This is a genomic window from Sulfuriferula plumbiphila, assembly GCF_009938015.1.
GTDB lineage: Bacteria > Pseudomonadota > Gammaproteobacteria > Burkholderiales > Sulfuriferulaceae > Sulfuriferula > Sulfuriferula plumbiphila.
Genome location: NZ_AP021884.1, coordinates 335492 through 359512, shown reverse-complemented (window position 1 = coordinate 359512; position 24021 = coordinate 335492). Strand labels below are relative to the sequence as shown.

Sequence of the window (24021 nt, the reverse complement as noted above, 5' to 3'; positions counted from 1 at the left end):
GACGCCGGGCATCCTTCCAGCTAAGAACGAAACCCTCCCCTTTTCCGGCGGCTTTCAATTGGCAATTGGGCGTGGTCGGCCGCACCATGGTCGGATTTATGTTGCCCAATCAGGTGGCCCGACAGGCTAGCACCTGGACTTACGAAAGGCAGACCATGGAAGAACAGCGCTTTTTCATCAATGGACGCACCTACTCGGCGACTGATGGGCAGTTGCAGGATGCGCTCGCGCGGATCTACGAGATGCCCGAACGCCCCCGCTGCATGTGCGTCCGGGGCGGAGTCGAGATGTACGTCGCCAAGCACAGGCTGTTCGTGGTCAAGCGCATGCCTGATACGGGATCCAAACACCACCCCACTTGCACTTCGTTCGAGCCGGAGCTGCATCAATCCGGGCTCGGGGAATTGATGGGCGAGTCGGTGATCGAGCATTCTCCCGAATTCGTGGAACTACGGGTGGATTTTCCGTTTGCACGGATATCCGGCCGGGCGGTCCCGCGTGGCGAGCAACAGGAACCTTCGGACGTCAATGTTCCCAGACGCCGGATGAGTCTGCGCGCCGTCATGCACTTTCTGTTCGAACGCGCGGGGATGAACCGGTGGTATCCGGCGATGGAAGGCAAGCGTAACCAGGCTGTGCTGCATAAGTATCTGACGGAGGCGGCCGAAGACGTGATGACCAAAGGGCTGCGGCTATCGGAACGCTTGTACGTTCCGGAACCGTTTAGCGAGGCGACCAAATCGCAGACTGCGGAACGGCGGCGCAGCAAGCTCGCGGTACTTCAGTCAGCCGAGGACGATACGCAGTTCAAGATGGCATTGGTGCTGGGGGAGTTCAAAGGCAGCGAAGCCACGGCTTTGGGGCGCAGGGTTTGGGTCAAGCACATGCCCGATGCGCCATTACTCATCAATGCCAAGGCTTGGGAACGGATCGAGCGGGTATACGGCAATCTATTTGAGGCGCGCGATGCCGATACCGCCCATAAGCCGCGCGTGGTGATGTGCGCCCTGATCTACGCCAGGCGGGAGCATACGTATCAGATCGACACGGCGAGCTTCATGCTGACGACCGACCACTGGATTCCGATCGAAGGCATGCACGAACTCGATCTCATCTATGCGCTGATCGAGCACAAGCGCGGTTTCATGAAACCGCTACGGTACGACGCGAAGAGCGCCGCTCTCTTTCCAAACGCGTTGCTGCTCGACGTCGGCGAGACGCCGATGGCCTTGCACGTCTTGAGTGGGTTCATGGACCCGAAGGAACGGGGAATAAAGGAAAAGGCACTCAGGTCGAACGATGGGGCGCAATGGGTCTGGTACACCGATAAGCCGATGCCCGCCTTACCCGCTGTGATGAAATGGGACGCAGTGCATCGTTGAAGCCATCGTCCGCATGACGCTTGCTGTTGCAGCCGTTGATACGCGGAATTTCGCAGCAATGCTGCAAACCGTCGTGCTCGATGTGCGTAACACGATCCAAGTCGCAAACGCATGCCCTTGAAGCGGTGAGGATGCACGAGATCATGAATGGGCGAGATGTCTCGCATTTCATGAAGGAGCGCATCCATGACGAATGCAATAGTGGCTATCAAGGGCAATGGCGCGGCGTGGCCCACGCTGCTAGGGCAAGGCCCAGCGCGTATTTCAACCGGCGGCAAGATTCGCGCTGGCATCAAAGTCCTTACGAAGAAGGCGGCGGAGAATCCGAAAGCCAAGGAAATCTACGATCAGGGCGTGGCCGCCGGGCAGTCTTTCGAGCAGATCGAAAAAATTCTCAGCGAAGCACTGCCGAACCTGAAGACGCCGCTGGTACCCAAGAACGTGCCATGGTTCACGGTGCGTGGACAGGACTTCCCGAACCCGGAAATCGCCAAACAGATTCTCGATGCCTGCGGCGAGGACCGGGGCGACGGCGTCAAGCGCCTGTACCGGTTTCCGGTGGTGTTCCCGTCCGACATGTGGCAAGCGGTGATGCCGCACGAACTGGCCGCCTGGGGCGCGAGCGAGAAGAAATTCTGGTCGGAATATGCGCCGGACGGACGTGTGCGCTACTGCAAGTGCTACGCACCGGTTCCGCTCGACGACACGGGCAAACGCGTGATCCGCGTTTTCGGCGGGCGCAAGACCACGCTGCGCAGCGAGAATGGCGGGTTGTGCGATCCGGAAAGCTGCGGCGAGTATCAGCAGCGGCAATGCAACCTGTCGGGTCGCTTCATCTTCTTCATCCCTGGCATCAAGTCGATCAGCGCGTTCGAGCTGCACACCAACAGTTTTTACGCGATGAACGCTGCAATCCAGAAATTCGAAACCATCGCCTTCATGCGCGGCGGACGGATCTCGGGCTTTCTCGACGCCAAGCAGACGCCGTTCTACATCACCAAGAAGCTGATGGAAGTGCCGCACATCGATGAAACCGGGCATGCGGTTCGGGTCAAGCAATGGATCATCGAGCTCGATGCGCCGGTCGACGTGACCGCGCTGCTGCGTGCGAACGACGACGAGGAAACGGCGATCGTCAACGCGCAGATGGCGAGCCAGATTCTCGAAGGCCCGGCCACTGTGGGCGATGCACCGCACGCGTTGGCCCCCATCGACATGCCGGCGACGCAGATCTGGCCCGAGAACGGCGGCAACGAGGTGCCGGTGCAGTCGGCCACGGCGCGGGCGGACAGCAAGTCCCCCCAGGCTCCAAAAACGCCCAGTCGCACACGCGTAGCGGGAATAAATTCCGGCCCCAGCTTGGAGCAGGTGATCGAGGCAGCACACTCCTATGGCATCGATGCGGCGCGCTATGAGGAGTACGCGGACCGACGCTGGGGCAGCGGTTGGAAGATCAACGCGGGCGGACGTCGGGGGGCGCTGGAGGAACTGGAGCGTTACCGCAATGACCCGCGCGGCTACCTCGACAAGATCGATACCGAATTGAAGGTGTTTTCCTGAGGGTGACCGACCCCGAAGGCGGCAGGGCGAACTCAGTCGCCGAGGGCTTGAAGCACGGGCGCGCGGCGAGACGATAGTCGTGCGCCCCCCTTCAAGCGCACAAGGAGAAAACGATGAACGCATCAAGCATGAAAGACCTGTTTTCCGATGAGGAAGCCGCGCTGGTGCTGGAGGCCCTGTACGGCCTCCGCAAAGTGAAGCTCGAAGCGATGGCCGTTCTCGATGGCGAAGGTCTGCAGGCAGGAAGCCGCCCGTTCGAGGAACGCGACTTCGCGGTTCCGGCAATCAACAAGCTAATCGCGCGCTTCGACGACAGCGATTCGGAAACCGGGGAGGATCGGCCATGATCCGAATCGCGCAGTTTTCCGACCTGCACTATAGCGAGAAGCACCTGACGGAAGCCGATCGCTGCTTCACCTACGCCATCGATCGCGCCATCGCTATCAAGGTCGACGCGGCGGTCATCTCGGGCGATGCGACCGACCATGCGCTCGACGTGCATGCGCCGGCGGTGGAACGCCTGGCGCGCAACGTCAGGCGGCTGGCGGACCATTGCCCGATCCTGATGTTGCAGGGAACCTACTCGCATGAACCGCCGGGAACGCTGTCGATCTTCCGCCTGCTGGGCGGGCGCTATCCCGTGCACGTCGCGGATCGCATCGGCCAGGTGGCCCTGACGCCCGACGGCCGCTGGATCGCCTCCGATGGCTGGCGCTTCGATCAGGCGCCGAACGCCATGCGGGCGCTGTTCTCCTGCGTGCCGACGGTGAACAAGGCGGCCGTCGCAGCGGCGGTGGGCGCGAGCGCGGCTGCGGAAGCCGTCGGCGAGCAGCTCGGGATACTGCTACGCGGGTTTGCACCGTCCAATCAGGCGGCGCGGGAAACGGCTGTGCCGACCATCGGCGTCTCGCACGGCACCGTCTATGGATGCCTGACCGAGCACGGCGTACCGATGGCCGGGTTCGATCATGAGTTCACGACGGGGACGTTGTTTGGTGCGCAGGCGCAGGCGTTCATGCTCGGTCACATCCACCGCCACCAGGGATGGGAGGCGAATGGCCGGAGGGTCGCGTATGCGGGCTCGATCGGGCGCTTCCATTACGGCGAGGAAGGCGACAAGGGCTTCCTGCTGTGGGAGATCGGCGCGGCGACGGCACGCTTCACGCTCGAACCCACGCCGGCGCGGCGAACCATCGACATCTGTTTCGATGGCAAGCCGGACCTCGAAGCGATCCAGGCCGCCGTGCACGCGCAGGGTATCGAAGGCGCCTTCGTGCGGGTGCGCTGGAACGTGCCCGACGAAGACCGGCACGAAGTCGACCGCGGGGCGATTCAGCGGATGCTCCATGCAGCGGCGGAAGTGAAGCTCGAGGGGCGCATCGTGCCGGTCGTGAGGACACGCGCAGCCGGTATTTCGCAGGCCGCGACGATCGCCGACAAAGTGCGGGCGTGGGCGCAAGCGACCGAAGCGAAGGCTGGCCCGCTGTTGGCTTGTCTGGAAGCCCTGCAGGTGCGCGCGCCGGAAGCGATCGCATCGGACATCCTGGAACGGCAGATCGAGACGGCGGCCCCGGTTCTGGTAAGCGCGGTGGCCATTGCACTGCCAGCGCTGCGCGAACGTGCCATCGCCGACGCCACGCCGAAATTGTTTTAGGCGGGTTGAAGCGCACGACGAGCGCGCGACACTGGATCAAGATCAACAACGGAGATCGAAATGCTGACATTCAGACAAGAACAACTGCCGGACGGGTGCTACATCGCCATTCCCGGCAACCCGGCAGATCAGAAGGTGGGCCGGGTCATGCTCGGGCATACCGGCCACTGGCCCGCGCCGGCCATCGCGAGGACTCAGACATGAAACCGCTCTCGCTGACGCTCAAAGGGTTTCGCGGCATCCGCGATGGTCTGGGACGCGACGAACTGACGCTCGATTTCGAGCGCCTTGCCGGCGATGCGCAACTGATTGCCATCGCGGGACCGAACGGCCGCGGCAAGACCACCCTCATGGACAACATGCACCCTTACCTGACCATGCCGTCGCGGGCGGCAATCGGCGGTCCGGGCGGGTTTTCCTATTACGACCACGTATATCTGCCCGAGAACGAAAAGGATCTGATCTGGGTATACGGTGGCCGGTGTTATCGGTCGCAGACCGTATTCCGGCTCAACGGCAAGCGCAAGACCGAGGCCTTCCTGTTCGTGCACGGCGCGACGGGCTGGGAGCCCGTGCGGCTGGAAGACGGCACCACGTCCGATGGCAGGGTCGAGACGTACGAGCGGTGTGTGGAAGCCATCTTGGGGAACGCCGAGACGTTCTTCACGTCGGTCTTCTCGGCGCAGGGGAAACGCCAACTCACCGCGTACAAGAACGCCGAGATCAAGACGCTGCTGGCGGACCTGCTCGGGCTGGACGAGATTCGTGTCTTGGGCCAGAAGGCGACGGAGACGGCCAAGCTTCTGAAAGCCGGGCTCACGGCCATGCGCCACGAGCAGGCGGGATTCGATGACGAGTCGCATCGGATAGAAACCGAGCGCAGCCGGCTGATTGGTGCAAGAGCGCGCGTGGAAACCGCTGTTGCGGCCAGGCAGGCCGCACAACAGGCGCTCGACGCAGCCAGGGCGACGCAGACGCAACTCGCTGCGGAACGGAATCTGGCACAGCGAACCGAGGCCCGGCGTTCGGAATTGCGTGCGGAGCGGCAAGCGCTGATCCAGACCGGACGGGATGCAGGCCAATCGCTGGATGCACAGGATGCCCGTGAGCGGCAGCGACTGGCCCAGTTGCAACAGCGGATCGCGGCGCGGACCGAGCAGGCGCGGGCGCGGCGGCGGTTCCTGGAGGGAAGACGCGGGGACCTCGAACGCATTGTGTCCGGAGCCGCTGCCGTGATGCGGGCCGGCCGGCGTCAGCCCTTGGCCGTGCGCGTGGTCGCCGCCCGCACGGTACGCGTCACGCAACTTCGCCACAGCGTGCAGCGGCTGGCAGAACTCCAGGGCAACGAGAAGGCGGCGCTGCAGAAACTGGCGGCCATCGAGCGCGAGGCGGGCCATGCGTCCCTGAAGGCTGCGGAGTTGGCGCGGCGCCTCAATCTGACGGAGGAAGTACCGTGCTTTGGCACGGAACTGCAAGGACGTTGCAAGCTCCTGGGCGACGCCCGCGAAGCGAAGATACTGATACCGAGTGCCGACCTGCAAATCGCCAAGCTGGCGCAGCAGCAAAGCGGCGTCAGCAGCAAACTGGTCGCAATCCGTGCGCAACGCGCGGTTCTTGCCGATGCCACAGTCCGCCTCGATGATGCGGAACATCGGCTCGAAAAGGCCCGTGCGCGCGTATCCCGGCTCGCCGTGTTGGCGGCGAAGGCTGGCGAGATCGAACAGGCCCGTGCAGCCTTGTCCAGCGTGGACCAGGAACTGGCTTCGGTCGCTCAAACCGATGCCGGAGGCGAAACGGCGGAAGAGACCGTAGAGCGTCGGCAAATCGCGACCACATGTCAGGCCATTGCCGCGCAGCGGGAACGGCAAGCAGCGCAGGTTCGGAATGCGCTGCAACGCATCGAGACCGCCGTTGCCGCGCTGCCCGCAGCCTACGACGAGCAGCGACTGGTCGCAGCCGGACGTGCAGTAGAGCGGGCGGCGACCGCCGTTACGGCAGCGGAGCAGGCGCATGTCGCCGCTGTGCAGGAGGCGCAGGCGCTGGATATGGCAGATCGGCAGGCATCCGAACTGGCCGTGCGCAAGGCACGGGTCATGGCGCGGGTAGTCGCCGTGGAAACGGAGCTCGGGGGCTGGACGCTGTTTGCCAAGTGCTTGAGCAACGACGGCGTGATCGCGCTGGCGATCGATGATGCGGGGCCGGTCCTGTCCGGACTGGCGAACGATCTGCTGCTGGCCTGCTACGGGGCGCGGTTTACGGTTTCGATCAAAACACTGGTGGAAACCGGCAAGGGAGAGCAGCGAGAGGGTTTCGACATCGTGGTGCACGATGCCGAATCGACCGAGAGCAAGAGCGTCAGCCTCATGAGCGGGGGCGAGCGGGTCTGGATCAACGAGTGCCTGGTCCGCGCGGTGGCCTTGTATCTGGCGCAGAACACCGGGCGGCGCTATGCGACATTGTTCTCTGACGAAGCGGACGGCCCACTCGACCCGGAGCGCAAGCGGATGTTCATGGAAATGAAGCGGGAGGTGTTGCGGCTGGGTGGCTACGATCAGGAGTTCTTTGTGTCGCAGACGCCGGAACTGACTGCGGTGGCGGATGCGGTAATCGATCTGGATGCGATGGCCATGCGTGAATCATTGGAGGTGTGAAAACACCGGGGCACTGATGGAAGATGAAAGCTTTTCCCCGTTTGCCACTTCAAAATCCCCTAGGCAGTACGTGCAGATTATCAGTTGACTAACAGTTTGTTGAATTTCTCCCGCAACCAATGGAAGCATGTCGGGTCATAAAAACAGTAAGTTTTGTTGCGGAGACATGTGATGCGCGGTGCCGATGGATGCAAGGATCGTTGTTCACGGTGAAACGGCTGGAGGACTTTGTGCCGAAGGCGCATCCCCTGCGCGACATACGCGATATTCTCAACACCGCGCTACGGCAAATGGATGCCGGCTTCAACGCCATGTATGCCGCCAGCGGCCGCTACTCGATTGCTCCGGAGAAACTGCTGCGCGCCCTCGTCCTGCAAACACTCTACGGCATCCGCAGCGAACGGCAGTTGTGCGAGCACCTGGAATACAACCTCCTCTACCGCTGGTTCGTCGGGCTGTCCATGGACGACGCGGTCTGGGACCACTCCAGCTTCACCACCAACCGCGACCGGCTGATCGAGCACGATGCGGTACGCAGCCTGTTTGGCCAGATCGTGGCGCAGGCTGACGCGGCAGGATTGTTGTCCGACGAGCACTTCTCGGTGGACGGCACCCTGATCCGCGCCTGGGCCAGCAACAAGAGCCTGGTGCCGCGCGATGGCGAGCCTCCGCCCAGCGGTGGCGCCAAGCACAACCCCGAGGTTGATTTCAAAGGCCAGCGGCGCAACAACGACACTCATGTGAGCAAGACGGATCCGGACGCCCTGCTCGCGCGGAAGAGCAAGAACGAGGGAGCGTATCCGTCCTATACCGGGCACGTGCTGATGGAGAACCGCAACGGACTCGCGGTCGATGTGCGGCTCACCCAGGCCACCGGCCGCGCGGAGCGCGAGGCCGCGCTGGACATGCTCAAGGATCAAGCGCGTGCCCAGACCGTGGGGGCGGACAAGAACTACGACACGCACGGTTTCGTGGCAGCCTGCCGTGAACACGGCATCACGCCGCATGTGGCGCGCAACACGGCGCGGCGCGGCGGCAGCGCCATCGATGGACGCACCACCCGGCATGCGGGTTACGGTATTTCTCAAGTCATTCGTAAATTGATCGAGACCCACTTCGGCGACAAGAAACAGCATCGCGGCGGCAGGCAGGTGAAGGTGCGCAGCCTGGCCAAGGTGGACTTCGTGTTCACGCTGGGCGGGGCGGTGACCGACCTGGTGCGCATGGCGCGCCTGCTGGGGCCGCCGCAGGCGGCATAAGGACAGGTGCGTCACTTGCACCAGGGCACCGCGAATCAGCGGTGAATCGACAAAGCGGCGCAGATAAAAACGCTCCACGGGTCATCAAGCAGTGACCTGGATCAGAAAAACGAATTTTGAAATTACGCATCCGCATTTTTAGGGGTGATTTTCAACAAACTGCTAAGGCAAGGAATGCCTGAGGTGCCCCTCCTGCTCGTGCCGTTCTATCGCCAATTGCACGAGGCGATGGAGTAATTCGGTGTAACTCACGCCCGACGCCTCCCACAACTTGGGGTACATACTTATCGACGTGAAGCCGGGCAATGTATTGATCTCGTTCACCAGCACATCGTCATCATCCTTGAGGAAGAAATCCACGCGCGCAAGGCCCGAGCACTCCAGCGTCTCGAACACCTTCACCGAGAGCTCGCGTACCTTAGCACTGGCCTCGGCGCTGATCTTGGCGGGAATCTCCAAAATCGCGTCGTCGACGTTTAGATACTTCGCCTCGTAGGAGTAGTAATCGGTGTTCAGCCTGATTTCTCCCGGTACGGATGCGATAGGATGATCGTTACCCATGACGGAGCATTCGATTTCCCGGCCATGTACCGCCTCTTCGATGAGGATCTTGCGGTCGTAACCGAATGCGCCGTCCACTGCGCGCACGAACTCCGCCTCGCTCGCTGCCTTAGCCACGCCGACCGATGAGCCAAGGTTGCAGGGTTTGACGAAGACCATGCGCCCGAGCTCGCGCGCGACGCTTGCGTAGGAAAGGCCGCGCCGATCCTGATCCCGCACCGTGACGAAGCGGGCGATTGGGATACCCGCGTCTCGCAGCAACCGCTTCATTACGTCCTTGTCCATGCCGACGGCCGATCCTAGCACCCCCGATCCGACGAATGGCACGTCGAGCAACCGCAGAAATCCCTGCAAGGAGCCGTCTTCGCCGAAGGTACCGTGAACGACTGGAAAAAAGACGTCGATCTCCAGCGTATGCGAACGCGCGCCGCGCTCCAGGAGCGCGGCGCGCTTGCCTTGCATCACCGGCACGATCTCGCGTGACCCGGAGTCCGATATCTTTCCGAGACGGAGGTGCTCTTCGCTCTCGAGTCGCCAATGCCCGCGCTTGTCGATGCCGATGAGCGTGACATCGTATCGGCTACGGTCGAGCGCGCTCGCGATGCTGGCGGCCGAGCTGATAGACACCTCGTGTTCGCAGCTTCGCCCGCCGTAAATAATTCCCACACGAATATTCATTTGGTTCTGGCTCGCCCCGTATGCTGATCCATAGTCGCGCCTCCAGACGTGTACGCGTCTCCTCGAGACACCTTACATAACAGAGGGCTGTTGGCCCTTTGTGGCTATTGCAACAGCGGATTCAAGGATGAAATGCAACTTTGAGTAGCTATGGTTAAGAAGGTGGATGCAGTAGCATACGAGCCCCTTGACCACCACGCCGAAGTTACAGGAATGACATACACACATCTCACCCAAGAAGAACGATACCAGATTTACATACTGAAAAAAACAGGTCACAAGCCCAGCGAGATTGCCAAAGTGATAGGCTGGAACAAATCGACGATCAGCCGAGAACTTTCGCGCAATAGCGGGAGGCGTGGCTACCGGCCGCAGCAACCCCCCATGCCATCCCTGTCGGCTATCCATTACACCACTTCCCTGGACTCTATCGCCATGGATCTCTTCAGCTTCAACAGTGCGTTGGGGATCAAGATCGGGAACAATGTTGTCGAGCCGCTGAACTCAATGAGATCCGTCTGGGAGGCTCAGAACAAGTCTCAGACTTATCGTTTCGTACGTCACCTCAGAGTTTCCCAGATGTGCGTTTGGAAGACAGCAGTACAGGAAACAATGTACTGATCCTGCTCGGTATAGAGTTAAAGGCTAGTTCGCATTAGCTAAAGAAGGTGGGACATCGTTCCATTATGTGGTCAATCCAGCCGCCTGTACCGAACCAGATTTTCTGGTGGTCACCGCCCCGGTTTATCCCGGCTTTATTCTGATCCAGATCTGACGTTGCAGGCATAGTGCGAGTGGGATTGCGCGTGCAAATGCGCCCGTTCGGTCAGGAAGCGGCGGAACCGTTTGCTGATTTCGCGCAAGGGAATCGGGATGCGGGGCGCGATCGGTGCCGCGACGCCGTCCAGCACGGCGTGGATGAGAGCAGGTCCAGAACCAGAGACCAACACGCGTTTGAGCAGCCGTTCAAAGTCAGGCAACGTGGTTACCGTTTCACCGAATCTGTAGCCGCTGTGCAGTGCGACCTTGGCGAAGTCCACGCTGTCGGCAATACTTTTTTGGCCACCCGTCGACTCGTAAGAGCGGTTGTCAAGCACGAGGTGGACGAGGTTCGCGAGACGCAAATGGGCGGCGAGAAATAGGTTCCCGGGATTCATGAGGAGAGCGCCGTCACCGTCCACGACAATAGTCGGCAAACGCGTGCACAACGCGACACCGATACCGATTGATCCCGCGAGCCCCATCGATCCCACCATGTAAAAGCTTCCCTCTCTATCGTTAAATGCGAAGGCATCGCGACAGGTGTACCCGGTCGTAAGCACGACCGGTGCCTCAGGCGCGGCGGCGAAGATCGCCTTCAGGCAATCAGTACGCGTCACTGGGACCCCCGAGGCTGTGTGGCGTGACGAGTATCGCGCACGGCATTCCTGTGTCGGTCATGGCTCGCGCCCAGTCGACCGCCTGCTCGACGTTCTCGGTCGTCAGTATAGTTGTCGGCACACGCATGTCGTCCAGCAGTTTTTTGGTGATCTCGCCCATCATCCGATTCTCCTCTGTGTCGCCGCCCTTGTAACCGCGAATGCTCACCACCATGCTGATCGGTAAATGGAACGGCTTGATCAACGATGCGATCGCGTTCACCGACTGGCCGAGGCCCGAGTTCTGCATGAGCACAAGAGGACGCCGGCCCGCCAGGAAAGCGCCGCACGCCACGCCCAGGGCGATGTCCTCTCGCGGGGCGAGGACATGCGGCAGGCCGCGATCCCTCGATGTGATGTCGACCTGGCGGATGATTGGGCTGAGCATTCCGCAGGGCACGCTCGCAAAAAAATCATAGCCCGCACGAAGCATGGATTTCGTCATCGTGTCCGGCACACGCGCGGTCATATCTGCCACGCACCGGTCATGCCCGCGCCTCGCGCCGCGCACAGGGCAGCGCCTACGCGCGCGACCGCCCGCGGCGACAGGCCGTAGACCTCTCGCAGCTCGTGCTCTAGCCCCGATTCCCCGAACGTGTCCTGCATCCCGAGCTTGACCAAGCGCGCATGCACATGGGCTTGCGCCAGAACTGAGGCCACGGCATCGCCTAGGCCGCCGATCACGTTGTGATCTTCGACGGTAATGACGCGTTCAGTCGCCGACACCGCCGCGACGATCTCCTCCGCTTCGAGCGGTTTGAGGCTGGGCGCGTGGAGCACGGCCGCGTCGATGCCTTCCGCCGCCAGCAGCTCCGCGGCCTCGAGCACCACGAAGGTACTGCCGCCAGTGCCGATCAACGCGACGTCGCCGCCCTGCCGCAGACAGTACACCTCGCCCGGACGGAAACGGTGGCACCGATCGAAGATCGCGGGGACCTCGTTGCGCCCGACCCGCACGTAGAGTGGCCCTGGAAACGTCAGACTCGCCTCCATCACTTGCGCGAGCTCAGCGTCGTCGCCCGGCGCAAACACCGCCATATTGGGCATCGCGCGCATGATGGCGATGTCCTCAATCGCCTGGTGCGTGGCCCCCGCCTTGCCGCTCGAGAGCCCGCTGTATCCGCCGCAGATGCGCACGTTCGTATTCGCGTGCGCAACGGCTACGCTTATTTGTTCGCATGCGCGCTTGGTCGCGAACACCGCGAAGGTCGTGACGTAAGGTAGGAGGCCCGTCGCCGCCAAACCAGCCGCGACGCCGACCATATTCTGCTCCGCGATTCCCGCTTGCACGAACCGGTTGGGGAACCGCTCCTTGAAATACACCGCCTTGGTAGAGCCGCACACGTCACCGTCGAGCACGATGACGCGTTCGTTCTGCTCGCCCAGTGCCACCAATGCTCTACCGAACGCCTCGCGCATGTCCGACCTCAGTGCCGCTGTCCGAGGAGCTCTTGGCGCGCGACCATCAGCTCGGCATGGGTAGGGTGACGCACGTGCCAACTGAGATCTCCTTCCATGAAGGAGACGCCTTTGCCCTTGACAGTACGCGCGATGATACAACGCGGCTGGTCCTTGGTTCGCCGTGCCCATGCGATGCCCTCCTCCAGCTCCTCGAAGTTATGGCCGTTGATGACCGCTACTTCCCAACCGAACGCCTCGACCTGTTTCGCGAGGCGCTCAAGCGGGAGTGCTTCCGGTGTCGCCCGCGACTGTTGGTAACCGTTGTAATCGACGATGCAGATTAGCCGCGAGAGTGACCGCTCGGCGGTGAAGCGCATCGCTTCCCACACCTGCCCCTCTTGCATCTCGCCGTCGCCAAGGACAGCGTATACATGGAACCGCGCGGCCCGGAGGCATCCGGCCAGCGTCATTCCAGCGGCTACGGACAGCGCCTGACCGAGGGAGCCCGTCGAAAAATCAACGCCGGGCGTTTTGTGCATGTCGGGATGACACTGCAGCGGCCCGCGCACTTCGCCGTACTGATGCAATACATGGTCATGCATGTAACCGCGCCGGCTGAGGACCGCATAGAGCGCGGCGGTCGCATGCCCCTTTCCCAGGATTAGGCGATCGCGGGCGTCCCACTGCGGCGTCTCAGGTCGCACATTCATTGCGCGGAAATACAGATGTACTAGGATGTCAATAACCGACAGGCTGCCGCCTGGATGGCCCGCACCCGCCCAATGTATCATTTCAAGCGCCCGATAACGAACCTCCCGCGCAATATCGCTGAGCGCCTGCTTCCACTCCGTTGTCGCCGTCGTGTCGGGCGATTCGGGTTCGACCCCAACCACCGCGCGGCCGGAAACACCCTCGCGCGCCGTCATACGTTCGCACCAGACGCCGGCGCACGGCCACGCGGCTCCCTTGTCCACAGGGGCAACTGCGCGAAGATATCCTCGGGCGCCAGGCCGGCGAGCCGCCGCAGCCCCGGAATGTCGCCGTGCGGCAGGAAGCAGTCGTTCACGCCGAACAACCGCACTGGCGGCATGGTTTTGTCCTCCGCGCTCAACTTCGCGATCTCGCTGCCAATGCCGCCGATGACGGTGTTCTCCTCGAGAACCACAATGAACGCATAGTGCTGCATATGATCCTTCAACGCATCCACCGCCAGCGGCTTTATCCAGCGTAGGTGCACGAGCCCGCACGAGTATCCGTTCGCGGTGATGTGCTGTATCAGACGCTTGGCGTCATCGATGAGCGGGCCGGTGGCGACGATCAGAACATCGTGGCCGCGCTGCATGCAATCTAGTGGCTCATCCACCACCGTCGCGCGCGCGTCGTTCAGCGAGAACGTCGTGTTCGCGTGCGGGGTGAGCACTGCTATCGGGCCTCGCGCCTGCATCACTGCATGGCGTATCGCCGCAAAGTACTCCTCACCGCTCTTGGGCCCGATCATCTGCAAGTTTGGCAGACAGCGCAGATACGACATATCGAATACGCCATGGTGCGTGGGACCATCCGGCCCCGCGAGGCCGCTGCGTGCGACGAGAATGACCGCATGGATATTCTGCAGGCATATATCTTGAAAAATTTGATCGAACGCGCGCGGGAGAAACGCCGAATGCAATGCGATTATCGGGATCTTGCCTGCGATGCTGATGCCGTTGGCACTGCTTAACGCGTGCTGCTCGCACATACCCACATCGACGAAGCTCTCCGGGAACCGTGCGTGAAACTCGTCGAGCCCGTTGCCGCCACGCATGGCCTGCGTAACCACCACGACGTCCTTTCCCTCCTCGCGCAGCTCCGCCAAGGTGATGGAGTTCACATCGACATACCGGATCGTCCCTGACACCGGCGTTCTACGCGCGCCGGTGTCAGGGAAGAACGGCTCGGTGTAGTGCATCTTGCGGGCTACGTCGCCTTCAGCGACCGGGAGCCCGTGGCCCTTGCGCGTACGCGCATGCAGCACGCAATTCGCCCGCGATCGTTTGACATGTGCCCACGCAGATGCAAGCGCGGCCAAATCGTGCCCGTCCTCGCAGTAGACGTACTCGAGGCCGAACAGGGTGAAAAACCGCTCGGCCAGCGCGGGATCGCGCAGCAGGCCGTTTATGTTGCCCACGTTCTGCTCTATGGAGTAGCCGTTGTCGTTGAGAACGACGATGAGTCTTGCGCCCCCCGCCACACGTATGTTGTTCAAGGCTTCGAGAGCGACGCCCTCGGCCAGGGCGGCGTCGCCGATGACGCACACCACGTTCTTCGTGCCCGCGCCATCGTCGCGCTCCAGCGCCTGGGACAAGGCAACCGCCGTGGAAAAACCGGCGCCACCGTGGCCAGAGATGTAGCGGTCGAAGCGGTTTTCGTGCTTGTCCATGAACCCGCTCAGGCCGCCGAGCTTGCGAATCGACGCGAACTCCTTGGGGCGCGGCGTGAAGAGCTTCATCAGATAGCTCTGGTGACCAGTATCGAAGATCACGTAATCACGCGTGTAATCGAACTCCTTCAGCACTGACAACAGCAGTTCGACGATGCCCAGGTTGGAGCCGACGTGACCGCCGTTCTTCGAGAAATGCTCGATAAGATGTTCGCGCACGCGCGCGGCGTAGGTAGGCAGCTCCTTGTAAGAGCGCCGCTCTATGTCCATCAAGGAAAATTCTACGTTCTCACCCATGCGTCCCTCCGTGTCTAGTCGCGCTAGTCCGCGACCAAGGTATTGTGCAGCTTCTCTTCGTACGGCACGTCGTAAATCTTGCAATTGAAGTCGCGCTCCCGCTCCAATGCCGCCCAGCGAACCAGCCTATCCAGATACTTTCCATCGTGCCCGAGCCCGAGCCGCGGTATGTCGACGTACCCTATGTTCGATATGCGCTGCACGCCGCGTTCCGCGAGCGCGTCCTTCAACTCATGCCCGACTTCAATGGGATCGACGCCGACGGTCTGGTTCCGGCAATCTAAGAATTGCACGCACTCGCGCACATCGTGCACCGGGCGCACGTATATCGTTCTGCCGAGCGGATGCTCCAACGCGATATCGTGCCCCACCGGCAGCTTGACAATCAGCCAACTCAGACGTTCGCACGCCCGCACGTCACCGCCCTTGTATAGGTGCGCGAGCTTGACGTAATTCATGTGCGCATAATGGTCGACCTCGTACTGGCCCTTCGGCCATATCTTAGTGTAGCGTTCGAGCGCCTCGGACAGCGCCTCTATGAACGAATCGATATTGCCCTCCAGGTAAATGATTTGCGGGCAGAAGCAAGCCTCTTGGTCGAATACGGCGATGTCGTGCGCCACGCGTATCGGCAAGTTACCCGCGTCGGCCTCATTCCAGCGTATGATCTGTGCGCCCAGCTTCGGTCCATACTCGATGACCTCCACACCGATGCGCGCCTTCGACTTGTATATCTCCACCGATTTCTCGCCTCCCCAGATGCAGAGCCCGTGGGCGATGTCCATGAATCTGTCTATCCATTGGTCCTCGTTGCGGTCCCAGTAGACTACGGACGTAGTCTTCGTAATGGGGTGCTCGGGCGCAAGATCGAAGAACGAGCGCGCGAACAACGAAAGTGTGACCACATCCCGGCTCGGGAGCTTAGCGATGTTCACGTTCTTGGTCAGTATGCCCCGCACCAACGAGTACACGCTCGCAACCGGCACGTTGCCAACGATGATGTGCAGCAGCCGCCCGAGCGGTTCCGCGCGCAGGTATACGTTGTGGTATGGCACCCACTCGTCGAGGTAAAGGCGGTTTCGGAGTTCAGCGTCAATGATGTCACCGAGATAGGCTTTGGTCGAGATGAGGCCAATGAAGAGGTCAAGGCTGTGACGATAGGTATCCACGGATTCGCCCGTTGCCTTGGGGCCGAGGTCAAGTAGCAGCCGGCGCAGCGGATAGTCGTCGTCGCGCCACAGTTTTCCGATGCGGCTCAGGAAGCCGATAATGTCGTTAACCGAACAGTTGCGCAACGGAATACCGTCGGCGTCCCTGATCGCCTGAAACGACAGGTCGTCCAGCCTCGGTATGGCGAACTCCACGTCGTCGTTGTAGAACACGTAGCGCTCCCCGCCATCCGCGGCTTCGATCAATCGCCCCGCAGCGATCAACGGTAACTCGTAATGCTGCATCGTCTCGCCCTCGTTTACACGCCCGCCACCGTGAGGCTGTCCGCTTCCTCGTGCGCGCGATCGATACGACTGTTCGCGACGATCTCGCGAAACGATGGGAATCGCGGATCGCGTTTTTTCACGTCGATCGCGCGCATATAGCTGCCTACCACCTCCCGAAAAAGTTGCTTGCACGCGACGAGATTCCGGTCGAGTTGGTGCGATGAATTTTCTAACACCACCATCTGTTGCGTGCGTTCGTATCGCGAGAAAAGGCTCAGGACCTCGTCGTACCGCACCCATTCGTCCTTCGGGGCCGCGAACACAAGGAGGTCGCGGTCAGCATGCCGGAGATCGTCCATGACACTAGTCACCGAGTCGTACTGCTGCTGTATCACATCGCGAACGAAACGCTCGGCTCGCACACGGTTGCCTAGGATATCCACCTCGATAACAGGATCGCCGGCCCGTTCGCGCTCGAAAAGGTCAATACCGACGATGTGGTTTATCGTATGTTCGACATTGACGACTGGGAGAAGGAGCCCGACCAGCTCGTAAATCCCGGCCAGAGGAGAGCGCAGGTGCCTGAGCATCACCCGCCCCATGAGGCTGGTGGCGAGCACAGAAACGCGTGACTGGAAGCGATCCCGCACGAAGGCGGTGACCTGTTCGAGGGTGAATAGGCAATCGGACAGGTTGAAGTCGTAGATGCTGCCGGAGCTGCGGCCTAGATGGTTGACGTTATCGTAGCGGATGACGAGGAAGTCGTTGTAGACGAAATAAAGTGACAGCAGGAAATAGTCCCGCATGGTCTTGTTGAACGCCGGTGGCATGACGATGACCGGCAGCTCTTCGGTCTGTGCCGATTTCGGCCGATCTATCGCGAGTTGAATGCGGTGACCGGCAACCTCGATCTGTGCTGGCTCGATCGTAATCATTTCGCTATGCCTCCGCCACGTAGCTGTCCATCTTGATCGCGCAACCGCGCGACTCAACTCGGTTCACGCGCCGCTCTACCTCGATCACCTGACCCGTGCGCCCGCACGGGCACCCGCCGATCACACGACCTATATCCTCGGAGATGATGAAGCAGGGATAGCTCACGTTGCTGGCGTCCAGATAGGACAGAATGCCCGAGCGATCCTCCCCGACGTCCATCAAGGTGGTCGGATTGCGCGCGATCACCTTGAGCCACGGCGGCACGTGCTTGCGTTTATGTTGACATTCGAATATGACCGTATTGAGTTCGACCTGGTTGAACGAGTCACGCACGTTTTCGGCGCGCACGCCCAGCCGCTCGCTCAGCAGGAGTTCCAGACGATCACGCTGTATAGCTTCGCCCGAGTACTTCTTCCATCCGCCCGCGGTAATGACAAGCGCGCCAAGCGGCATGCGCAGACGCAGGTTCTTTTCCTCCATGTATGCGAGCAGGTGCTTGAACATGATGGGCGCGCCGAGCAAGATCGGCGTCTTTTCGCTCCGATACTCCGCGAGGAAGTCAACAAGTTGCGGCAAAAGGTACTTTTGCTCGGCCACGAAGTAGTATGTTTTGTACAAGAGATCGGCGATGCTCGTGACATACGAGAACCATATGTCTCCGGCCTCCTCGGTGCTCGGGCCGAGATTGAGGACGATGGCCCTATCGTTGTCGATGTCGTAGATGTACTTCATGCCCGCGATGATCGAGCACAGCAGCCGGTCCAGCGTGACCTCGTCGCGGAATACGCGGCTGACGCGACCACGCGTCCCACTGCTCTCGCACGTCTTTGCGATGTCGTCTCGCGCCACGCTTAGAATCTCGGTGCTCTTGAACAGAATCGTCGGTATCTGCGGCACCCGGTTCAGGATATTCCCGCGGCGCAGCGCCTCTGGGCCTATTCCTTGCCCCTCGGCATAGCGCCGGTAGTCGCGGCAGCGCTCGAAATGCCAGGCGAAGGCAGTGCGTACATATTCCTGCTGGAATGCAGTGCGCCGACGCTCGTCCCAGTGGAATATGGTTTCGTCTTGGTATGCGTTGAAGTCGAATGCGTCCGGCGTAATTACCCGCTCGGGATGCGCGTAAGACATCTTTAGTGTCGCGCCCATTGTCTCGCTCACGCTTCCACCCCCGCTGCGCCGCTGGCCGGGGCGGGAATATAGAATACGGCGCCTTCCGCCAACATATTGGGCCACGCGCGATGCCAGCCGGGCTCGCTCGCGTTCTCGAACGGGAAGCCGTTGGTCGTGAGCATGCAGTAGCGCGCGAACCCGAGCGTTTCCAACGTCGCGCCGAAGTCCGTGAACGACCAGTAGCGCACGTGCTCGCTGGGATGCCACTGCCATTGGATGGGAAAGCGTCCCGTGAGCATGCGCCAGCGATGCTTGTAGTAGGCAATGTTGGGAATCGTCAATATCAGCGCCAAGCGGAAGTGCGAAGCCACCTTGCGCAACACCTGTTCCGGGTTGAGGATGTGCTCGAGCACTTCCGTGATGACGATGTAGTCGTACTGGTCCGGGACCTCGAACCCCGGGCGGGTGATGTCCACCTGCATGCAGCGCATACCCTTCTTCCTCGCCTTTTCGAGCGCGATCGTCGATACGTCGAGGCCGAACCAATCGAGACTATCGACCTTGCGCGTGGCGTACGAGTACAGCTCACCGTCCCCGCAACCGATGTCGAGCACGCTGGAATTGGGGCAGAGAAGCTCGGTAATTGCGCACACCCGCGGTGGTAGTGGCCTCGCCGCCCTGACCTCCCAATACCGCTCATAGTCCATTTCTGGCAATACGGGTGCTGGATAGCCGCCCGTCATGGGAGCCAGGCCAAACAACCTTCGTAGCACGTTCATAATATCCCTCGTTGCTCGCACCCAAGTATGTCCTCGCGAATCACCCACCTGCCGCCAGGCGCGGGCCGCCGCGCTTCGACATGCGCCCGAGATCATGCAAAAACGCGTCGAGCCGCACAAACATATCCACGAGCGCGGATGGCGTGACCGTCATCATCGGAAACAGCGTGATCACATTGCCCAGCGGACGCAACAACAGGCCGTGGCGTCTTGCCAAGAGCGCGAGCGGCCGCTGCGGCTTGTACGGCTCCTTGGTCACGCGGTCAGTGACAAGCTCGATCCCCGCCATCAACCCCTTTTGGCGAATATCGCCGACCAGGTCATGGTGTTTGAGGGCCTCGAGACCGGCAGCGAATTCCCCCACGAGGGCGTGCACCCGCGCCGCGAACTCCGGCCGCGACACGAACTCCAGGTGGGCGATCCCGGCCGCGCACGAGAGTGGATTCCCGCCGTACGTATTGCCGTGCATGAACACCTCGTCGGCAGCGGTGAACGTGTCGAAGATTTCGCGGCTCACCACCGTCGCGCCCAGAGGTAGCACGCCGCCGCTCATACCTTTCGACAACACCAAGATATCGGGCGCCACGCCCTCCGCCTGGAATGCGAACCGCGCTCCGGTACGCCAATAGCCGGTCACGACTTCGTCGAGGATGAAGACGATGTCATGCTCGCGGCAAATGCGGTGCAGCTCGCGCAAATAATCAGGCGGCGGCACGATGATCCCGCCCGCCCCTTGCACCGGCTCGACGATCAACGTCGTGATCTCGCCAGGGTGCTGTGCTATGAGCCGCTCCAGCGATTTCGCGCATGCGAGCTCGCACCGGGGGCGCGAAAGGCCGTAGGGGCAGCGGTAACAATGCGGACTCTCCGCGGCGATAAACTCGCGCGACAGATGCGCCTCGAATCCCATGCGATCGCCTTCGATGCCCATGGCGGACAGCGCGCCGAGCGTCACGCCGTGGTAAGCGCGCTTGAGATACACGACCTTGTCGCCTCCGCGGCCGCGAATCTTGTTGTACTGGATGGCGACCTTCAGGGCGGTCTCGACGGCCTCCGACCCGCCCGAGGAAAAAAATACCTTCCTCAGCCGCGCGTCGTCCACGAAGGCGACCAGCCGGGAGGCCAGATCCAACGCTGCCATGTGCGCCGAACCGAACAGTGATGCCGACGTCAGGGCGCCATCGAGTTGCGCTTTGATCCGGTCGAGATAGTGGCGGTTACCGTGGCCGACCCCGACGTGCCAAAGCGAGGATATGCAATCCAAATACTCGTTTCCGTCGATGTCGTAGACATACGGGCCCTCCGCCTTCTGCAGCACCAAGGGATCTCGTGCAAACGCCTGCATGTCGGTGAAGGGCATCCACAGGCAATCCAACTTTTGCGCCAACGAATTACTTTCCGTCATGATATAAGTGCTCGTTTAGTAACTTTCTGCTCCATACATTCCCGAATACGCGAATCCTTACCATCCGAATCGATCAGTGGCCGAGATCGTGCGTACTCATAGTCGACGAGCTTTTGATGCAGCGCGCGACTCGTCTCGCAGCGGGCATTCTGGCGGGCGTCGAGGAGATCGGCTATGCCCGGAAACGTGAGTATAGGCGCCATAGTATCGTCCGGTATTCGCCGAACGATTTCCGCCATGGGCATATGCGATATCCGCGACAATTCGCGCAGGCACGCACGGCTGGCATTCTGTGACTCGCGCCGGTGAGCGGGATAGCCGACGCCCCATTCGCGGCTATCGATGCCGAACAAAGGTTCCAGCAGAAACGAAAGATTCACCTCTCCCGCCCATCCGTAGCCCTGATTCAATTGGAGCGCCGCCGCGTTGCCGCCGTTGATCCGCGCGAACAACCATGAATCGAGCGGGTTCGTGACAAGCCCGCAGACCACGCCTGGGTATTGCATGATCGAGTTGAGGTAGCCGATGCCAGTACCACAGCCGCCGACGACGAATTCGGCGGCACCCGTGTCGAGCAGTAAAGCCGAAAGCAGCCCGGTGTGGATGTATGTCAGGTCGTGCGGCCGTCGATCCGGCGCCATGCCGGCGTTGATGATCTCGTGCCCGCTCGAGCTCAGGGCCGCGACGATCGCGGGATTCTTGTCGATGGTGGAGATTTCGTTGACGATAGCGACGCGCATTTAATTAATCCCTCTCTGCATCATGCATACATTATCAAGGCACCACTGCGTATTTTTATGATCGTGATCACTTCGTTGACGCGGTAGGTATCCGTTGGGTGCGACACATCCATATGCATATGTATCAGGCCTTCTTCAATGTCGCTTGCATGCTGATCACCTTGCGCCAGTTATGAAACCGTTGCCAGCAGCCCTGTTCAGCACATCTTTGGGGATAGGTTTATCCAGAATCACATCCAAGTAGCGCATAACGTTTTCTCCACCTTAAAATGAGGCATCATTAAATTTGAGAAACAGTCTAACCCGGAGATATCCCTCATAAATGGCTTTCATTGTCGCCAGTCGGCATTGCCTTTATTATTACAAACGCCGTCCAGCTCAATCCAGCAGGCGAATACCGGATGGTCGTCAATAATCATTGGCGGCCCGGCTCGATGTGCATGAAATCCCACCCTATGCAACAATCTTTCCACACCCAGCGGTGATACTGTGATCAGTCGCTTTGCGCCAAGCGCGGCGGCGCACACCATCGCTTCCTGCAGCAACTTGATCGCAACCGGCGACGAAAACTGGCCCGATGCTGGGGTTTGACTGTTGAGATCCACGGCCGCGAAACGTGACAGCTCCCAGACTTCCGAAGAGCAGGGTGGTGGCAAACCATTGAGCAGCTGGGGAAAAACTTCCCCCAGGAGATAGGGGTGGGTGGTGGGAAGAAGGCGGGCGCAGCCGAGGACCTGGTCTGCGTCATCCTGCGCCACGACGTACACGGTATCCGGACGGTCAAACTGATCCGATTCCATGGACTGTTGCGAGCGAAGCGCCCAGCCGAGCTGCTCGACAAACACCCGGTGGCGATAACAGGCTACTTCCGCATACAAATCCTGTGGAAGATGCTCTAGTGTGCCGGATATGACCTGCATATTTCCCCCGAACAATATCTTGTCACTGGAGAGAACTCTAGCAAGGCCTAAGTGCCTGCATAACTGTCAACCTTGACAGGTGATCAGGCGTATCGGGTACTGAGGTGCCGATGGACAGCCTCCTGCCAGGCCAGCGTATCAATGGCAGTTTCAAGCAGCATCAAAGTCCTGGCGGCCCCTAGGTCGTGTTGCTCCGCATCCACGAGCATGACATTGCTTCGCGGGGTACCCAGGCTTGCGTAGTGCACTTGACTAGATGCCCCATCCAGCTGCCAGTCCCACCCCAGAGTGAGGATCGGTGTCGTGCTACTGACCCACTCCGTGTAGCCGGCAATGCGGGTCAGGCGCGCCCCCGTGTGGGAGGGCATGGCTTTATCTTCATCCAGGCCGGATAAGAGATGCCGCAACGGGGTTGCTAACAGGGTTTCCGGCGTCAGGCGCACATAGCCGTCCCGGGACAAGTACATCATGGTCTCTTGGGCATGAGTGTGTGTCTCGGTATCGGACTGATCATTCATGGTCGTTCCATTCTCTCGCAAAGTGCTTGTGAAAAAGGATATATGACCGTTTCGTGGCACGCTAGTGTCAACCCTGACAGGCAGGTATAAGATATTCACAGTTGGATCCCGGTGTACCGATTGCGTCCAGAGGGCTGAAGCCCGGAGACAAAGGGGGTATTATGGATGTCTGGCAGGAAGAGCAGCTGCACGCGCTGCAGACTGTCCAATGTGAACACCAGTTATTTTCATTGCTCGTGTTGCTAGCGCGCCCACTCAACTTCGATTACTGCGCCTACGGTCTGCGCATGCCCCTCCCCCTTACGCATCCCAAGACAGCGCTGTTCAACAATTACCCGGCCACTTGGCAAAGACGCTATCAAGAGCAGCGGTATATTGCCGTCGACCCGACCGTGCAGCATGGCATGCGTTCGCTGTCGTCCGTCCTCTGGTCTGATGGCCTGTTCGCCCCCCAGCGCGCCTTCTGGGAAGAGGCCCGCTCCTTCGGGCTGGCGGTAGGCTGGGCGCAGGCTTGTCGCAATGTAAACGGTGTGCGCGGGATGTTAACGTTGGCGCGTTCGGGCGAAGCCCTGTCCGCGGCCGAACTGCAGGATAAAGGATTCAAAATGGCTTGGCTGGCCCAGGCGGCCCATCTGGGCATGTCGCGCCTGCTGGCGCCCAAGCTGCTGCCGGAAGCTGGGGGGCAGTTGTCTGATCGGGAGATCGAGGTACTCCGTTGGACCGGCGATGGCAAGACCTCCGGTGAGATTGCGGATATTCTCCATATCGCCGAGCGCACGGTCAACTTCCATATCAATAATGCCATGGTCAAACTGCACGTCGCCAACAAGACCGCCGCGGTGATTTGGGCAGCTACACCAGGTCGAGGAAGTGGACGGTGCGCCGGTCATTCTCGCC

Annotated in this window: 21 protein-coding genes and 2 pseudogenes; 9 read left to right on the top strand and 14 right to left on the bottom strand. The window is 60.8% G+C overall.

Going from position 1 to position 24021, the window contains the following annotated elements:
• Window positions 1-155: 155 nt before the first annotated feature.
• The 7 genes and pseudogenes from GZH91_RS01840 to GZH91_RS01810 all read left to right on the top strand — a co-directional run bounded on the left by GZH91_RS01840 (window position 156) and on the right by GZH91_RS01810 (window position 8506).
• On the top strand, window positions 156-1382 hold the full coding sequence (locus GZH91_RS01840) for a DUF1173 family protein (RefSeq protein WP_147072019.1): 1227 nt from the start codon (window positions 156-158) through the stop codon (window positions 1380-1382).
• 186 nt (window positions 1383-1568) lie between these two features.
• Complete coding sequence (locus tag GZH91_RS01835) at window positions 1569-2942, top strand: recombination directionality factor (RefSeq protein ID WP_147072021.1); 1374 nt, start codon at window positions 1569-1571, stop codon at window positions 2940-2942.
• 113 nt (window positions 2943-3055) lie between these two features.
• A complete protein-coding gene (locus GZH91_RS01830) occupies window positions 3056-3289 on the top strand; it encodes a hypothetical protein (RefSeq protein WP_147072023.1) in 234 nt (77 codons plus the stop codon).
• A complete protein-coding gene (locus tag GZH91_RS01825; protein WP_198415361.1) occupies window positions 3286-4596 on the top strand; it encodes a metallophosphoesterase family protein in 1311 nt (436 codons plus the stop codon). Before GZH91_RS01830 ends, GZH91_RS01825 begins: the two co-directional genes overlap by 4 nt.
• Window positions 4597-4656: 60 nt before the next feature.
• The gene (locus GZH91_RS01820; protein ID WP_161984137.1) at window positions 4657-4800 is read left to right on the top strand and encodes a hypothetical protein; all 144 of its coding nucleotides are present in this window, start codon (window positions 4657-4659) and stop codon (window positions 4798-4800) included.
• Complete coding sequence (locus tag GZH91_RS01815) at window positions 4797-7247, top strand: AAA family ATPase (protein WP_147072025.1); 2451 nt, start codon at window positions 4797-4799, stop codon at window positions 7245-7247. Before GZH91_RS01820 ends, GZH91_RS01815 begins: the two co-directional genes overlap by 4 nt.
• A gap of 171 nt (window positions 7248-7418) precedes the next feature.
• Window positions 7419-8506: pseudogene (locus GZH91_RS01810) on the top strand (IS5 family transposase).
• Window positions 8507-8668: 162 nt separating this feature from the next.
• Here GZH91_RS01810 and ddlA read toward each other — a convergent pair.
• Complete coding sequence (gene ddlA, locus GZH91_RS01805) at window positions 8669-9745, bottom strand: D-alanine--D-alanine ligase (protein WP_147072029.1); 1077 nt, start codon at window positions 9743-9745, stop codon at window positions 8669-8671.
• A 150-nt stretch (window positions 9746-9895) separates the two neighbouring features.
• Here ddlA and GZH91_RS01800 point away from each other — a divergent pair, with 150 nt between their 5' ends.
• Window positions 9896-10366, top strand: a complete 471-nt coding sequence (locus tag GZH91_RS01800) for a helix-turn-helix domain-containing protein (protein ID WP_147072031.1) — start codon at window positions 9896-9898, stop codon at window positions 10364-10366.
• Between the two features lie 134 nt (window positions 10367-10500).
• Here GZH91_RS01800 and GZH91_RS01795 read toward each other — a convergent pair whose 3' ends face one another.
• The 13 genes from GZH91_RS01795 to GZH91_RS01735 all read right to left on the bottom strand — a co-directional run bounded on the left by GZH91_RS01795 (window position 10501) and on the right by GZH91_RS01735 (window position 23124).
• Entirely contained in the window at window positions 10501-11124 is a 624-nt protein-coding gene (locus GZH91_RS01795) for a thiamine pyrophosphate-dependent enzyme (RefSeq protein WP_147072033.1), read from the bottom strand.
• On the bottom strand, window positions 11111-11632 hold the full coding sequence (locus GZH91_RS01790; RefSeq protein WP_147072035.1) for a sulfopyruvate decarboxylase subunit alpha: 522 nt from the start codon (window positions 11630-11632) through the stop codon (window positions 11111-11113). Before GZH91_RS01790 ends, GZH91_RS01795 begins: the two co-directional genes overlap by 14 nt.
• The gene (locus GZH91_RS01785; protein ID WP_161984136.1) at window positions 11629-12582 is read right to left on the bottom strand and encodes a transketolase family protein; all 954 of its coding nucleotides are present in this window, start codon (window positions 12580-12582) and stop codon (window positions 11629-11631) included. Before GZH91_RS01785 ends, GZH91_RS01790 begins: the two co-directional genes overlap by 4 nt.
• 8 nt (window positions 12583-12590) lie before the next feature.
• Complete coding sequence (locus GZH91_RS01780) at window positions 12591-13490, bottom strand: transketolase (RefSeq protein WP_147072039.1); 900 nt, start codon at window positions 13488-13490, stop codon at window positions 12591-12593.
• Complete coding sequence (locus GZH91_RS01775; RefSeq protein ID WP_147072040.1) at window positions 13487-15280, bottom strand: 1-deoxy-D-xylulose-5-phosphate synthase; 1794 nt, start codon at window positions 15278-15280, stop codon at window positions 13487-13489. The genes GZH91_RS01780 and GZH91_RS01775 overlap by 4 nt, the downstream gene beginning before the upstream one ends.
• 23 nt (window positions 15281-15303) lie before the next feature.
• Window positions 15304-16734 (bottom strand): acyl-CoA reductase, encoded by a 1431-nt coding sequence (locus GZH91_RS01770; protein WP_147072042.1) that lies wholly within the window; start codon window positions 16732-16734, stop codon window positions 15304-15306.
• Between the two features lie 14 nt (window positions 16735-16748).
• Window positions 16749-17651 carry an alpha/beta hydrolase family protein gene (locus GZH91_RS01765; protein ID WP_147072044.1) on the bottom strand — a complete coding sequence of 301 codons (903 nt, stop codon included), beginning with the start codon at window positions 17649-17651 and terminating at the stop codon, window positions 16749-16751.
• 4 nt (window positions 17652-17655) lie between these two features.
• Window positions 17656-18810, bottom strand: a complete 1155-nt coding sequence (locus GZH91_RS01760; RefSeq protein WP_147072046.1) for a LuxE/PaaK family acyltransferase — start codon at window positions 18808-18810, stop codon at window positions 17656-17658.
• The gene (locus GZH91_RS01755; RefSeq protein ID WP_161984135.1) at window positions 18807-19541 is read right to left on the bottom strand and encodes a methionine biosynthesis protein MetW; all 735 of its coding nucleotides are present in this window, start codon (window positions 19539-19541) and stop codon (window positions 18807-18809) included. Before GZH91_RS01755 ends, GZH91_RS01760 begins: the two co-directional genes overlap by 4 nt.
• A 40-nt stretch (window positions 19542-19581) precedes the next feature.
• Window positions 19582-20946 carry an aminotransferase family protein gene (locus GZH91_RS01750; RefSeq protein WP_147072050.1) on the bottom strand — a complete coding sequence of 455 codons (1365 nt, stop codon included), beginning with the start codon at window positions 20944-20946 and terminating at the stop codon, window positions 19582-19584.
• Window positions 20943-21686, bottom strand: a complete 744-nt coding sequence (locus GZH91_RS01745; RefSeq protein WP_147072052.1) for an RpiB/LacA/LacB family sugar-phosphate isomerase — start codon at window positions 21684-21686, stop codon at window positions 20943-20945. Before GZH91_RS01745 ends, GZH91_RS01750 begins: the two co-directional genes overlap by 4 nt.
• 329 nt (window positions 21687-22015) lie before the next feature.
• The gene (locus tag GZH91_RS01740) at window positions 22016-22606 is read right to left on the bottom strand and encodes an acyl-homoserine-lactone synthase (protein ID WP_147072053.1); all 591 of its coding nucleotides are present in this window, start codon (window positions 22604-22606) and stop codon (window positions 22016-22018) included.
• 83 nt (window positions 22607-22689) lie between these two features.
• Window positions 22690-23124 carry a DUF4902 domain-containing protein gene (locus GZH91_RS01735; protein ID WP_223264522.1) on the bottom strand — a complete coding sequence of 145 codons (435 nt, stop codon included), beginning with the start codon at window positions 23122-23124 and terminating at the stop codon, window positions 22690-22692.
• Between the two features lie 161 nt (window positions 23125-23285).
• Here GZH91_RS01735 and GZH91_RS01730 point away from each other — a divergent pair.
• A pseudogene (locus tag GZH91_RS01730) lies at window positions 23286-23963 on the top strand (autoinducer binding domain-containing protein); the annotation flags it as partial.
• Window positions 23964-24021: the final 58 nt, after the last annotated feature.